The organism is Bifidobacterium sp. wkB338 (assembly GCF_003688325.1).
In the GTDB taxonomy this organism is placed as follows: domain Bacteria; phylum Actinomycetota; class Actinomycetes; order Actinomycetales; family Bifidobacteriaceae; genus Bombiscardovia; species Bombiscardovia polysaccharolytica.
Window position 1 is genome coordinate 77,250 of sequence record NZ_NPOR01000016.1, and the last position, 13,386, is coordinate 90,635.

Annotated in this window: 11 protein-coding genes and 1 riboswitch; of the genes, 5 read left to right on the forward strand and 6 right to left on the reverse strand. The window is 63.3% G+C overall.

Annotated elements, in window-relative coordinates; all coding sequences use genetic code 11:
- Positions 1 to 49: 49 nt before the first annotated feature.
- The 4 genes from CI603_RS03960 to CI603_RS03975 all read left to right on the forward strand — a co-directional run bounded on the left by CI603_RS03960 (position 50) and on the right by CI603_RS03975 (position 4,178).
- The gene (locus CI603_RS03960) at positions 50 to 1,789 is read left to right on the forward strand and encodes an ABC transporter permease subunit (protein ID WP_183122238.1); all 1,740 of its coding nucleotides are present in this window, start codon (positions 50 to 52) and stop codon (positions 1,787 to 1,789) included.
- Positions 1,786 to 3,162: a nitrate/sulfonate/bicarbonate ABC transporter ATP-binding protein gene (locus tag CI603_RS03965; protein WP_183122236.1), complete on the forward strand. Its 1,377-nt coding sequence runs from the start codon at positions 1,786 to 1,788 to the stop codon at positions 3,160 to 3,162. The genes CI603_RS03960 and CI603_RS03965 overlap by 4 nt, the downstream gene beginning before the upstream one ends.
- Before the next feature lie 38 nt (positions 3,163 to 3,200).
- Positions 3,201 to 3,273: riboswitch (Fluoride riboswitch) on the forward strand.
- Positions 3,274 to 3,363: 90 nt separating this feature from the next.
- Entirely contained in the window at positions 3,364 to 3,801 is a 438-nt protein-coding gene (locus tag CI603_RS03970) for a CrcB family protein (protein WP_183122237.1), read from the forward strand.
- Positions 3,798 to 4,178, forward strand: coding sequence for a CrcB family protein (locus tag CI603_RS03975; protein ID WP_121913123.1), 381 nt, complete (start codon positions 3,798 to 3,800; stop codon positions 4,176 to 4,178). Before CI603_RS03970 ends, CI603_RS03975 begins: the two co-directional genes overlap by 4 nt.
- A gap of 33 nt (positions 4,179 to 4,211) precedes the next feature.
- Here CI603_RS03975 and CI603_RS03980 read toward each other — a convergent pair whose 3' ends face one another.
- The 6 genes from CI603_RS03980 to CI603_RS04005 all read right to left on the reverse strand — a co-directional run bounded on the left by CI603_RS03980 (position 4,212) and on the right by CI603_RS04005 (position 10,284).
- Complete coding sequence (locus CI603_RS03980) at positions 4,212 to 5,219, reverse strand: bile acid:sodium symporter family protein (RefSeq protein ID WP_121913124.1); 1,008 nt, start codon at positions 5,217 to 5,219, stop codon at positions 4,212 to 4,214.
- A gap of 106 nt (positions 5,220 to 5,325) precedes the next feature.
- Positions 5,326 to 6,120: a L,D-transpeptidase gene (locus CI603_RS03985; RefSeq protein WP_220702255.1), complete on the reverse strand. Its 795-nt coding sequence runs from the start codon at positions 6,118 to 6,120 to the stop codon at positions 5,326 to 5,328.
- 35 nt (positions 6,121 to 6,155) lie between these two features.
- Positions 6,156 to 6,956, reverse strand: coding sequence for an alpha/beta fold hydrolase (locus CI603_RS03990; protein ID WP_121913125.1), 801 nt, complete (start codon positions 6,954 to 6,956; stop codon positions 6,156 to 6,158).
- Entirely contained in the window at positions 6,953 to 8,059 is a 1,107-nt protein-coding gene (gene ychF, locus CI603_RS03995; RefSeq protein ID WP_121913126.1) for a redox-regulated ATPase YchF, read from the reverse strand. The genes CI603_RS03990 and ychF overlap by 4 nt, the downstream gene beginning before the upstream one ends.
- A 10-nt stretch (positions 8,060 to 8,069) precedes the next feature.
- Entirely contained in the window at positions 8,070 to 8,894 is an 825-nt protein-coding gene (gene proC / locus CI603_RS04000; protein WP_121913127.1) for a pyrroline-5-carboxylate reductase, read from the reverse strand.
- 10 nt (positions 8,895 to 8,904) lie between these two features.
- Positions 8,905 to 10,284 carry an alpha/beta fold hydrolase gene (locus CI603_RS04005; protein WP_121913128.1) on the reverse strand — a complete coding sequence of 460 codons (1,380 nt, stop codon included), beginning with the start codon at positions 10,282 to 10,284 and terminating at the stop codon, positions 8,905 to 8,907.
- 253 nt (positions 10,285 to 10,537) lie between these two features.
- On the opposite strand from CI603_RS04005, the gene CI603_RS04010 reads away from it, so the two are divergent.
- The coding region (locus tag CI603_RS04010; RefSeq protein ID WP_121913129.1) for an InlB B-repeat-containing protein at positions 10,538 to 13,386 on the forward strand (2,849 nt) is incomplete at its 3' end.

The window sequence follows — 13,386 nt, forward strand, 5'->3', positions numbered from 1 at the left end:
TTCCGCACCTTGGAGGGAGGCCATCGTGAATACTGTCGCACTGCCAGGAATGCCCCGTTCTCCACTGAACGACGACCGCAGCCAGGCATCGCGCTCCACCCGCATATGGACGGGCCTGGCTGTAGCCATAGGCGCACTGGTCCTGCTGGGGGCCCTGGCCTATCTGCTGCCTGCCTTGGGCGCCCCCATAGGCCCCGCCGGAGTTCCCTCGCACGTCTCCACCGACCCGACCAACCTGCCCTATTACGCGCTACGCTCACTCTTCCGCATGTTCACGGCACTGATCATCTCCCTGGTCTTCGCCTTCCTCTACGGACTGGCCGCCGCACGATCCCGGCGCCTGGGCGCCGTGCTCATCCCCCTTCTGGACATCCTGCAGTCGGTGCCCGTCCTGGGCTTTCTGTCGGCCACCATCTCCATCTGGCTGGTCCTATTCCCCGGGTCCATCATGGGCGTGGAAGCGGCCTCCATCTTTGCCATCTTCACCAGCCAGGCCTGGAACATGGCCTTCTCCTTCTATAACTCCCTGACTAGCGAACCCGCTGACCTGGACGAGGCGGTGAGGCTGATGCGCCTGACCCGCTGGCAGCGCTTCTGGAAGCTGGACGTGCCCAACTCCATGATCCCCCTGCTCTGGAACTGCATGATGAGCATGGGCGGCGGCTGGTTCTTCCTGACCGCCTCCGAGATGATCTCGGTCAACAACAGGACCCTGGCCCTGCCAGGCATCGGCTCCTTCGTGGAGGAGGCCACCGCCGAGCAGGATCTGGGCAAGGTGGGCCTGGCCATCTTGACCATGATCGTAGTGGTCCTGCTGATTGACTTCCTGCTCTGGAAGCCGCTGACCGCCTGGGCAGAGAAGTTCCGCTACACCAGCAGCCAGTCCACCGAGCCCCGGCGCAGCCTGGTGCTGACGGTCATCCGCCTGTCCGGGGTCAAGGACCTGTTGGGTCTGGTGGGCCACCCCTTGGCGGACCTGCTGGACCGGATCACCCGCCCCCTGGGCCGCACCGGGGCGCGTTGGAGCCGTGCCGGTGGACGCAGGAGGGCAAGCGATCTGGTTTGGTGGGCCTGCCTGGCCCTGATCGGCCTGTGGGGTCTCTGGCAGCTGGACCGTATGGTCATCCGTCCTCTGGGCCTGGGCGAGGTCGGGCACGTCTTCCAGCTAGGTTTGCTGACCTTCCTGCGAGTGCTGATCCTGATGGTGGTCTGCACCATCGTCTGGGTCCCGTTAGGTGCTCTGATCGGCATGAATCCGCGCATCTCCCGCTACCTGCAGCCCCTGGTGCAGATCCTGGCCTCCTTCCCGGCCAACTTCATCTTCCCCTTCGTCACCATGGTTTTCATCATCTGGCGAATCGACATCAACTGGGGCAGCATCCTGCTCATGGCCCTGGGCACCCAGTGGTACATCCTCTTCAACGTCATCGCCGGGGCCTCGGCCATCCCCGACGACCTGCTGGAGATGTCTCGCAGCCTGGGCCAGAACCGCTGGCAGCGATGGAAGACCTTGATTCTGCCTGCACTGTTCGGCTCATGGTGCACCGGCGGCATCACCGCAGCCGGCGGGGCCTGGAACGCCTCCATCGTCTCCGAGGTGGTCTCCTACGGCAAGACCGAACTGACGGCCAAGGGCCTGGGTGCCTACATAGCCCAGGTCACCGCCACCGGCGACACCCCCCGCATCATCCTGGGAGTGGCCGTCATGAGCATCTTCGTGGTCCTGGCCGACCGGTTCTTCTGGTCTCCCCTGCAATCACTGGCACAACGGCGCTATTCCCTGACATGAGAAGTCTGAAAGGTTCGACAATGACCAAGATCAATTCCAACGGGATCATCACAGCCGAGCACGTGACCAAGACCTACCAGTCTGACAAGGGCGCGGAGCTGACTGTCCTGGACAACATCGACTTCACCCTGCACGAGGGCGAGGTGGTGGCCATCCTGGGCCGCTCAGGCGCCGGCAAGTCCACCCTGCTGCGCATCCTCGCCGGCCTGGTTCCTGCCAGCAAGGGCAGCGTCGAATACCGGGGCAGGCAGCTTGACGGGCCCAATCCCGGCGTGGCCCTAGTCTTCCAGAGCTTCGCCCTGATGCCCTGGCTGACTGTCAAAGACAACGTCGAATTGGGCCTGCAGGCCCGGGGCGTGCCCAAGAAGGAGCGCCAGAAACTTTCCCTGGCCGCCATCGATGCCATTGGTCTGGACGGTTTCGAAAGCGCCTACCCCAAAGAGCTCTCCGGCGGCATGCGCCAGCGCGTGGGCATCGCCCGGGCTTTGGTCCTCAAGCCGGACGCCCTCTTCATGGACGAGCCCTTCTCGGCTCTGGACGTGCTGACCGCCGAAAACCTTCGCCAGGAGGTCCTCAAAGTCTGGTCCGAGGAGGCAGGCAGCGTCAAGTCGGTCCTGATCGTCACCCACAACATCGAGGAGGCCGTGGAGATGGCCGACCGGGTCCTGGTACTGGACTCGCATCCCGGCCGTGTCATCGCCAACGTGCCCATCAATCTGGACAGGCCTAGGGACAAGCAGTCCGACCTCTTCCAGTCCTGCGTGGACTACCTTTACTCAATCCTGACCGGCCAGCGCGACAGCGAGGATATCCGCCGCCGCCTGCAGACCAAGGTGCGCAATCGTCAGGCCGTGCGGGACTCGGTACGGGACGAGGAGACCGCCGAGCGCAACCTGCCCGACGCAACCCCCGGCGGCTTGGCCGGTCTGGCCGATGTCATGGTCAACCAGCCCAACGGCATGGACCTGGCCGACCTGGCCGCCAAGCTCTCCTTCGAAGTGGACGACCTTTTCCCCCTGATTGACGCCGGACTCATGCTGGGCATCTTCCAAGCGGACAACGGGCATGTCAGGCTGACCGACCAGGGCCGGGCCTGGCACGACGCGGACATCCTGGAGAGCAAGGAGATGTTCTCACGCATGCTGATGGATCATGTTCCGCTGATCCGCATCATCGACCGGGCCTTGAAGAACAGCGACGACAAGAGCCTGCACGGCTCCCTGATCCTGGACCTGCTGCGGGCCCACCACTCGGACAAGGAGGCCGTCCAGCAGTTCGACACCGCCATCACCTGGGGCCGCTACGGCGAGCTCTTCGACTACGATGCCGACGACGACCGGCTGACCCTGGACCCGGAGAACCACACCGAGTGAGCAGCTGGGGCAGTCGCGGTCCCCTTCCACTCCTAGAATGAGCCTCGGGCGATGGAACCCGCCCGGGGCTTGAGCCCCGAACCGCAAACTGCTGATAGTTCCTGCACCATGATTCGACGACCCCGTTAACGGGCCGAGTGCAGGCGCATGCCGTTCAGCCCGACCCAGCGGACGCTGATCCGTCGGAAACCGAGGCCTTCAATGACCAAACCCCCTACCGGACCTGACATGGCCACAGCCCTGGTGGTGATGCTGGGCGGAGCACTGGGCACTGGCTGCCGGTACGCCCTGAGCCTGCTGCCCGGCCAGACCGGACCGCTGCATCCGGGAACCCTCCTGGCTAACCTGATCGCCTGTGCAGGCTACGCCCTGCTGACTGCCTTCATGGCCGGGCTACCCAAAAGCGCACACGCACGCCAAAGGCAACTGACCAACAGGGGCCTGGGCATGGGCCTGTGCGGAGGGCTGTCGACCATGTCCACGCTCTCGCTGGAACTGATCCAAGGACTGTCGGGCGGTCAAGTCCGGGCAACCCTTGCCTACCTGCTGATCTCCTTTGCCGGAGGCCTGATGGTCTCCTGGGCCATGGCCGCGCTGGGAGCACGTCTGGCCGCACACATCCAGGCGGGTGTGCGATGACCATTGCATTTACATTGCTGATCTGCCTGTGCGGCGGCCTGGGTGCCGGACTTCGCTACCTGTTGGATACCCTGGTCAAGGCCCGCTGGCAGGTGTACCTGCCCCTCTCGACCATGATCATCAACCTGCTGGCCGGATTGGCTGCAGGACTGGTGGCCGCCCTGGCCGCCTTCCACGGACTGCCCGCCTGGGGACGGCTGCTGCTGGCCACAGGACTGCTGGGCGGCTTCTCCACCTTCTCGACAGCGGTCAACGAAGTGTTGGCCCTGACCCGGCAGAGACGGCATCTGGCGGCTCTTGGCTATCTGGCAGCCTCAATGCTCCTGCCGCCCCTGCTGACAGCCCTGGGTTTCCTGCTGGCCGGACCGGGCATGTAGCAGATCCAGCCAGCAATCAAGGAGCTGCGGAACCTAGGCGCGAGCCGGTTCCGGACGACCCTGGGCGGAGTCGGCAGCAATCCCTAGACGGTCGTCATGCCGACGCCACCAGGCGGACAGCACCGAGCCGGAGATGTTGTGCCAGACGCTGAAGAAGGTGGAGGGTATGGCCACAATCGGGTCGGCGGCGAAGGCCTGCAGGGCCAGGGTCGCGCCCAGTCCGGAATCCTGCATGCCCACCTCGAAGGTAATGGCCTTCTGCTGGGCGTAGCGGAATCCCTTGGGGTAGAGGCGGTACATGAGCCGGCTGAAGAGGAAGCCCAGCCCGTACCCGCACAGGTTGTGAAGCATGACCACCGGCAGGACCAGGGCGGTGGCGGCGGTGAAGAGCTTGGCATGGTTGACGGAGACGACCACGCCGATGATGATCAGGATGGCGATCTGCGAGACTGCCGGCAGGGCCACGGTCACCTTCTGCACCTTTTCCTTGAATAAGGCGTGGACGGCCAGGCCCAGGGCGATGGGGATCAGCACCACCTCAAGTGCAGTCAGGAAAAGCTGCTTGGTGGGGATGGCCACATACTGGCTGGCTAGCAGGTTCATCAGCATGGGGATCATGAAGGGCGCACACAGTGTGGAAAGCAAGCCTATGGACACGTCCAGGGCAACGTCGCCACGCGACAGGTAAGACATGACGTTGGATGAGGTTCCCGAGGGGCAGCAGCCTACCAAGATGACTCCCACGGCGATCATGCCGTCCAAGCGAAAGATGCGGCAGAGCAGCACGGCCAGCAGGGGCATAATCAGGTAGTGGGCCACGGTGCCAACGATGACCATGAGCGGCATTTTGATGATTCGCTTGAAATCGTCCAAGCTCAGGGTCAGCCCCATGCCGAAGAGAATAATGCTCAGGAAGTAGTTGGTGTAGCTACGGGCCCAAATGCTAATCTGCGGGACAAAGAAGTTAATGGCGGCCCACGCTAGGACCACCAGGATGAACCACTTAGTCAACCAGTCACTGAACCGCTGCACCTTTTGCATGATTCCTGACCACTTCCTCTCGATAATTCTCTCTGTGGTAGGGGCAAAGTTAGGAAACCCAAGGCATGTGCGCAGATGAATGGTCACATTTTGGACGTGCTGAAATTCACTTAACCAGAACGGGCGTGCCAATGGGCACGGACTGCATGATCCATCGAGCGTCGGGAACCGTCAGTCGGATGCAACCGTGGGAGCTGGGTCGGACGCCCAACAGGTCGGCTTCTTCCTTGATGTAGCTGCCGCTGGAATCAGTGGGAACCGAGTGGAAAAGGAAAACCCCGTGGTTCAAAAAACTGGTGTAGTAACGGGCACCCATCCCCTCACTGGGGTTGTAGAAGTGGTCGCCACGTTCGGCTTGGATGCGGAAGCTTCCCCTGGGCGTGGAGTCACCCATGCCCGACGAGGCATACATGGTGTAGAGCAGTTCGGACCCGTCGCGCACATAGACCCGCTGGTCCTGAAGGCTGACCTCCAGGGAGAGGCCAGGATGGGCCGCAGGATCCGGGTAATCGATCTGCTGCGAAGGCTTGAGCCAATCGACAGGTTGGATGGAGGTACCAGCAGGGTCTGTCTTCTGAACCCTTGCGGTTGATGAAGAGGAATTAGGTTTGCTGTGATGATACACCTTGGGGAATCGTCTTGCAGAAACAGTGGATGCGCCAGAAACGCTCGCACCCGCGGATCGTTCGGCATGAGCCGCATTCACCGGCTGGAACAGGTTGGCGATCATGACTGCCAGCAACAGCGTCAGCAAGGCGGTTGTAACTACCACAGGCGTGCGGCGGACAGGGTCCAGCAGCCAACGGAGCAAGGCAAGCACACGCCGCTTAAGGCGTTTGCAATCCAATCCCCAGTCAGCCATATCCTTCCCTTCGTCGCCATTGAACGAACCTGTATGCACAGTTCATTTTAGCGGCAGAAGAAACCAGGACGGCCTCAGCCTTTCAACACCTGCCTGGCCCAATCCTCCAGCAGGTCGCAAACCAAGGCGGTCTGCTCAATCTGCACATTGTGGCCGGCCCGGTCCAGCACCGAGTAGGAGGCCCGGGAGAAGCGGCAGGCCAGGTCAAACTGGTCCAGGTAGCCCACACGGTCGTCCTGGCGGCCGCAGACGAAGAGCACCGGGGCTATGAACCCGGACCAAACCTGGTCGAAGTCCAGATCGAGCTGGTAGTACTTCTCCATTCGAGCCACCGTATCGGCATCGGCCGAACGAATGCCGGGCATGATGGTGCGTTGGTAGGCTTCCAAGTGCCCCCGGGACTCCACCACAGCCATCTGCCGGTAGGCATGCCTGGTGAACTCGTCCGCGTCGGCCAGGCCCTGGTCGTCATGGACCAGCACCTGACGCGGGGGCAGGCGCCTGTGGGCGGTCACCGGGTCGACCACCGAGGAGAGCAGGGCCATCCCCCGGCAGCGGTCCAACCGCCCGGCGGCGGCATGGCGGCTGAGTAGCCCACCCAGGGAGTTGCCCACTAGAGCGAAGGGGCCGCCTTCGCTGAAAATGTCCACCTGGTCATCCAGCCACCGAGCCAAACCGTCCAGGTCGAGGATGGACGGATCGGGTGGTGTGCGGCCAAAGCCGGGCTGGTCCAGGTAGATCCGCTCAAAGCCGCCCACCCGTTCGAAAACGGGGTCCAAGTCATCGAAGATGTGGTGATCCACACCCGACCCGTGTACAAAAATCAGCGGCAACCCATGACCCCGGCGAATGGCGAACCCGGGCCTGGTACTCACTTCTTGGCACCGGAGGGGATGCCGGTCTTGAACTCCACGATGTCGCCGTCCTGCATGACGTAGTCCTTGCCCTCAAGGCGCATCTTGCCCTCCTCGCGCACCTTGGCGTAGGACCCGTCGGCGGCCACGAAGTCGTCGTAGGAGACCACCTCGGCCTTGATGAAGCCCTTCTCGAAATCGGTATGGATGACCCCGGCGGCCTGGGGGGCGGTCCAGCCCTTGTGAATCTGCCAGGCGCGCACCTCCTTGACCCCGGCAGTCAGGAAGGTCTGCAGACCAAGAATGTCAAAGCCCACCCGGGCCAGCTGGTCCAAACCAGACTCCTTGAGCCCGGCATCGGTCAGCATCTCGCGAGCATCCGCCTCGTCAAGCTCAGTCAGCTCGGACTCGAACTGAGCGTTGAGGAAGATGGCAGGCGCGGGAACCACGGAGTCAGCCAGTTGCCTTTTCATATCATCATTCTGCAGTTCGTCGTCATCCACGTTGAAGACGTAGATAAAAGGCTTGGCAGTCATCAGATGCAGGTCGTAGAGCTCATCCTTGTCGATGTCCCCGGCCTGGGCCGCCTGGTCGATGGTCCGCCCCTGTCCAAGAATCTCCTTGGCCTTGCGGACGGTGTCCAGGTAGGCGGGCTTGATCTTGCCCCCACGCTGATCCTTCTCCAGCTTGGGCAAGGCCTTGTCGATGGTCTGCATGTCGGCCAGAATCAGCTCGGTGTTGATGGTGTCGATGTCGTCGGCCGGATCCACCTTGCCGTTGACGTGGACGATGTCGTCGTCATTGAAGGCGCGGACCACCTCGCAGATGGCGTCGGCCTCGCGGATGTTGGCCAAGAACTGGTTGCCCAGCCCTTCCCCCTCCGAGGCTCCCTTAACGATGCCGGCGATGTCCACGAAGGTGACCGTAGCGGGCACGATTTTGTCCGTGTGGACCAGCTTGGCCAGAACAGGCAGCCGGTCGTCGGGCAGGGGCACGATGCCGGTGTTGGGCTCTATCGTGGCGAAGGGATAATTCTCCGCCAGAACGTTGTTGCGGGTGAGGGCATTGAAGAGTGTGGACTTGCCAACGTTGGGCAGCCCGACGATTCCTATGGTTAACGACATATCCACCAGTCTATTGCCCGGACTGCCCCGGCGTGGCTTCCCGCTCTACCGCATCAATAGCCTCGATGACCGCTCCACGGAAGCCGTGCTTCTCCAAGGATGCAACACCCTTGATTGTGGTTCCGCCCGGTGAGCAGACCGCGTCCTTCATGGCCCCGGGGTTGGTGCCGGTGGCCAGGTAGAGGGCTCCAGTCCCCTCCACCATTCGCGCCGCCAGCCGGTAGGCTGCCTGCCTGGGCAGCCCATGCTCCACCCCAGCGTCAGCCAGAGCCTCCATATACATGGCCGTGTAGGCGGGCGCACATCCGGCGATGGTCGTCCCCACCGAGACCAGCTCACGGGGCAGGCGCACGATCATGGCCACCGGGTCAAAGACCTGGGTGAAGAGCTCCCGTTGCTGGTCGGTCAGGGTATCGTCCTCCTGAGTGACCAGAATCCCCTGCCCCACTGAAATGGGGGTGTTGGGGATGGCGCAGATCAGGTGGGTGCCCTCCTCCAGGATGTCGGCATAGTCCTCAAGGGTCATGCCGCCCACCACCGAGAGGACCATGCGGTCCGGATCGGCCAGCTCATGGCGGATGGGCTCGCAGACCTGGGCCACCTGCCCCGGCTTGACGGCCAGAATCACAAGGTCGGCAGCCGCGGCCACCTCGGTGCCGGAGTGCATGGGCCGCACACCTAGCTGAGCCGTCCGCTCCACTAGCCGGTCATAGTGGACTGCGCAAGCCACAATCCGGCCGCCGGGCAGCACACCCGCGTCGACAAGCCCCTGGGCCATGGCTTGGGCCATGTTGCCGTATCCGATGAATCCAAGAGTCAATGAGTCCGTGTTCATGTCCTCAAGTCTAGCCGCGCGCCGGGAAGAGCCCCTCCAGATCGCCGCGCTCCAGGGCCAGCCTATAGAGGTGGGCGAAGACCCTGTCCCCGTGCAGGCCGTCGTGCTCGAACTCGTTGGTCACCCAGGCATGGGCGTGGCCCACACGCGAGAGGGTGTCCAGCTGGAGCTCGGAGGGCACGTAGAGGTCGTCGGCGTAGACCACGGCCTGTAGGGGAACCTGATTGCCGGCCAGACGGTCGGGATCGTACAGGTGGCCCCAGGAGCCCTCCTCCATGAGCAGGCTGACCGCCGGACCGAAGGGACGCAGGGCGGATTCCTGCTCGAACATCCAAGGGAAGATCGCCTCCCCGGTGAACATGAGCGGTCGGGCAGCAGTATCGAATTCGGGTCGGGCATCGCGCACCCGCTGCCCTGCCCAGTGCAGGGGGCCGCAGTCCCCGTCGGCGTAGATAAACTCTTGCAAGGGCCAGTAGAGCGGGCTGACCGAGGTAGCCGCCCGCACCCCTTCCAGGAAGGTCTGCGAGAGGGTGGCTCGGTAGCTGCTAGCTCCGGAAGCGGGCAGGCTGCCGTCGCCGTCCAGGAAGGCCGTGTCCAACAGCCAGTGGAGACGTTCGAACCCGCCGCTCTTGCCCAGGTCGACGCCCAGGGTCTGCAGCCGCTCCACGCTCAAAGGGTCGCCGCCGGGCAGGACCACATCACCCTGGGCCAGCCGGTCGGCAATGGCCGCCACACGGTCTTGGTCCCTCGGATAGCGCTGGTAGAAGGCCCGGGACCGCTGAGCCATTTTGGTGAAGGTATGAGAGAATAGCTCGTAGGCATCAGTGGGGATATGAGGCACGCCCCCGGCGGTGAAGGCCGCAGCCAGCCCCTGGGGGAAGTTCGACAGGTAGGCCAAGGTCAGGTAGCCGCCGAAGCTCTGTCCCAAGGCCACCCAGGGACGGCCGGCGAAGACCGTGCGGCGCAAGTGCTCGAAGTCCCGAATGATGGAGTCCGCCAGAAAATGCTTCAGATAATCGGCCTGGGCACGGGGCCCTTCTAGGGCTGCGATGGTGGTTCCGTCGATGGCGCTGGACCGGCCTGTACCCCGCTGGTCAGGCAGAACAATGCGGAAGTGGCGCAGGGCCTCGGCCATCCACCCGTCGGCAACGGCGCTCAGCGGCCGTGGAGCCCCATACCCGGGTCCGCCTTGCAAATAAACCAGTAGCGGCAGGTCGTCGTTCAAGTGCTCAGGGGCGCAGACCACGCGGTAGAAGCAGCGGAGGACCGCCTGATCTGCATTATCTTCAGCTCGCCAGACGCCAGGTTCACTGCCCGCCCAGTCCAGGGGAACGGGGATGGACCCCTCACTCACGTAGAGTCCCGGCAGATAGTATCCCTGGTTGGTCATACCCTGGCTCCTTTCCTATAGGTCAGTCGGGTTCATTGTCGCCGGGCGTTTGGACCTGGATTGTGTGTTGTCTGTGGGCTGGGTGGTAGGGTGAGAGGCAGGGGATGTCGGGAAGCCGGCTGGCTTCCTCTATGATTCGCGCAATCTGTTGCGCGGACTGGCGTTGAGGCATTGGTAGCTTCCCGACAGGAAGAACCTTATTCTGCAAGCGGCGTTTGCCCTGCTTGGTGTTCGGTGAAGGGGTTTCGGTTTCATGCATCTGGGTACCCGGCTGCGTCGCATCCTGGCGATGATGACCGTCCTGATCAGCCTGCTGGCAGGCCTGGGCGTCGCATCCGCCCAAGAGGACGCTCCCATCCCCTCCGGGGAAGGGGGTCGTCAGACCCCTCGCGCAGCTGACGGAACCTCCGCCTCTCTCCACAGCAACGCAACAGACACTCCACTGTCCTCACCATCGCCGATACAAACCACCACACCATTAAGCCCCACGCCCAGCACCCTGTCGTCGACGGCGGGCACGCCTGACAGCACAGCCCCCGCTCCGGCTGAATCGGCCGACAAGACGGAAGATCAGGCTTCGCACACGGTGCTTTTCGACCCGGCCGACAGCAGCAAGCCCACCCATGCGAGCGTGAAGACCGGCACCCTCGCTGCTGCCCCGCAACAGAATCCACAGCGTGAGGGCTTCCGGTTCGAGGGTTGGACGCTTGACGGCCGGCCCTATGATTTCCAAACCCCCGTCCTCCAGGACACGACCCTGAAAGCCCGGTGGACGAAGGTCACGGACTGGACGCTGAGCCCGGATCACGGGCCCGCCACAGGGGCGCGGCTGACCATCAGCCCGCCCGACAGGCAGGAACCTCAAATCGCCAGCATCCAAGCCGCAGGAAACCAGATTGCCGGCCTGACCGGCGACGGCCGCATCTACACCTGGACGCAGGACAGCACACCTGTGCAATTTCCTCTCCCCACCCATGCTGCCGACGGGTTCCGCTACCTGCAGGCCGCAGCCGGCAGCCACCGGCAGGCCGCCTTGGGATCCGACCAGCGGATCTACACCTGGAACAGCGGTCAAGCGACGCCCACGATCCTCGACACCGGACAGGACACCAAATTCACCAGCATCGGCATGAACGATAATCGACTCCTGGCCGTGGACCAGCAGGGACAGGCCCACGCCTATCAGACCAGGGATGCCGGCAGCCAGGAGCCGAACCCGAAATTCACAAAACAAGCCGAGACCAGCCTGCCCGGAAAGGCGCAGGCCGTGACCGCCATCGCCTCCCCCGGCCGGATCCTCATCGTGGACGCTGACGGGCAGGCCTGGACCTGGGAGACGGCCAATACCGGAAGCGCCAAGCCCGCGCGCATCAAGCAGGACCCGGGAATGCGCATCATCCAGGCCCATGCCCTCAACCAGGGGTTCCTCCTCCTGGACACGGAAAGGCGGATCCGTTACCTGGCCGACAACACGACCAGTCCCACAGCCGTCAACCTGCCGGCAAACATAAAAACCAACTCGATTACAGCCAATGATAGCCAGGCCGTTATCACCGACACGGAGGGCCACGTATGGTCCTGGCAGCCCGGCGAAGCACCCATGCGCGCGGACGACGGGAACAAGCGGTATATGCAGGCCGCAAGCACCGGCAGCAGGATCACCGCCATTGACCGGCAAGGCAGCATGTTCACGTGGGACGTGGACGGGCAGGGACAGCCCGGCAAGCCAGCAAGAGTCAGCACCACCACAGCGTCCATCCTGGAGTCAGCCAGCCTGAACGGCCAGCCGCTCAATCTCACTAAGAACAACGACGCCTGGCAGACAGACATGCCCGCCAGCAAGCCGGGATCAACCACTGTTCTCATCGTCGGCAGACAGGACGGCCAACCCTTCACCAAAAACCTCAACTACACGGTCGACCAGCCGCTGACACGAGGCGCCGAACCAAGATCCACGTTCACGGTCCACTTCGATACGGGCGGGGGAAACCCCGAACCAGCAGACCAGAACGTCTCCACTCCAAACGGCAGGGTGAAACGACCCTCCCCCGACCCTGCGCGTGAAGGCTACCTGTTCGACGGATGGTTCACCGGGGAAGTCGCCTACGACTTCAGCAAGCCCGTCACCAAGAGCCTCACCCTCACCGCCAGATGGACATTCAAAGACCCCGACAACACGTGGAAAATCAACCCCGACCAGGGTAGCCGCCTCGGCAACGAAACCACCACCATCACCCCGCCAGACACCAGCCGAGGCATTAGGTTCACCCAGGTCAGCGGATCAATGTACGACAGTTCGATCAGCTATGGCTTTTCATTGGCTGTGGGCAGCGACGGCAACGCCTGGGCATGGGGAAGCAACTACTATGGCCAGCTCGGCATCGACAAGCCCGACCAGCGGAACACGCCCGCCCCGGTGCCGAAGCCTGCAGACACACCTATGGATTTCACCTACGTGCAGGTCAGCGCCGGAAGTCGGCATTCGCTGGCCCTGGGCAGCGACGGCAACGCCTACGCATGGGGAGAAAACAGCAAAGGCCAGATCGGCGACGGGACGGACAACACTTCCCCCCGGACGACACCGGTCAAAGTGAAGAAGCCTGCAGGCACGCCCGCGGACTTCACCTACACACAGGTCAGCGGCGGAGCCTATCATTCGCTGGCCCTGGGCAGCGACGGCAACGCCTACGCATGGGGATATAACTACTCCGGCCAGATCGGCGACGGGACGACAACCCGCCGGACTACGCCGGTCAAAGTGAAGAAGCCTGCAGGCACGCCCGCGGACTTCACCTACACACAGGTCAGCGCCGGAGTCTATTATTCGCTGGCCCTGGGCAGCGACGGCAACGCCTACGCATGGGGAGAAAACGACAAAGGCCAGATCGGCGACGGGACGACAACCCGCCGGACTACGCCGGTCAAAGTCATGTCGCCTGCAGACACTCCCGCGGACTTCACCTACACACAGGTCAGCGCCGGAGGCTATCATGCGCTGGCCGTGGGCAGCGACGGCAACGCCTACGCATGGGGATATAACGACACTGGCCAGATCGGCGACGGGACGACAACCCGCCGGACTACGCCGGTCAAAGTCATGTC

Coding starts and splice junctions, on each gene's coding strand:
- CI603_RS04005 (WP_121913128.1), bottom strand. CDS start 10,284: ATGACCAACCAGGGATACTATCTGCCGGGACTCTACGTGAGTGAGGGG.
- ychF (WP_121913126.1), bottom strand. CDS start 8,059: ATGTCGTTAACCATAGGAATCGTCGGGCTGCCCAACGTTGGCAAGTCC.
- CI603_RS03975 (WP_121913123.1), top strand. CDS start 3,798: ATGACCATTGCATTTACATTGCTGATCTGCCTGTGCGGCGGCCTGGGT.
- CI603_RS03965 (WP_183122236.1), top strand. CDS start 1,786: ATGAGAAGTCTGAAAGGTTCGACAATGACCAAGATCAATTCCAACGGG.
- proC (WP_121913127.1), bottom strand. CDS start 8,894: ATGAACACGGACTCATTGACTCTTGGATTCATCGGATACGGCAACATG.
- CI603_RS03980 (WP_121913124.1), bottom strand. CDS start 5,219: ATGCAAAAGGTGCAGCGGTTCAGTGACTGGTTGACTAAGTGGTTCATC.
- CI603_RS03970 (WP_183122237.1), top strand. CDS start 3,364: ATGACCAAACCCCCTACCGGACCTGACATGGCCACAGCCCTGGTGGTG.
- CI603_RS03960 (WP_183122238.1), top strand. CDS start 50: ATGCCCCGTTCTCCACTGAACGACGACCGCAGCCAGGCATCGCGCTCC.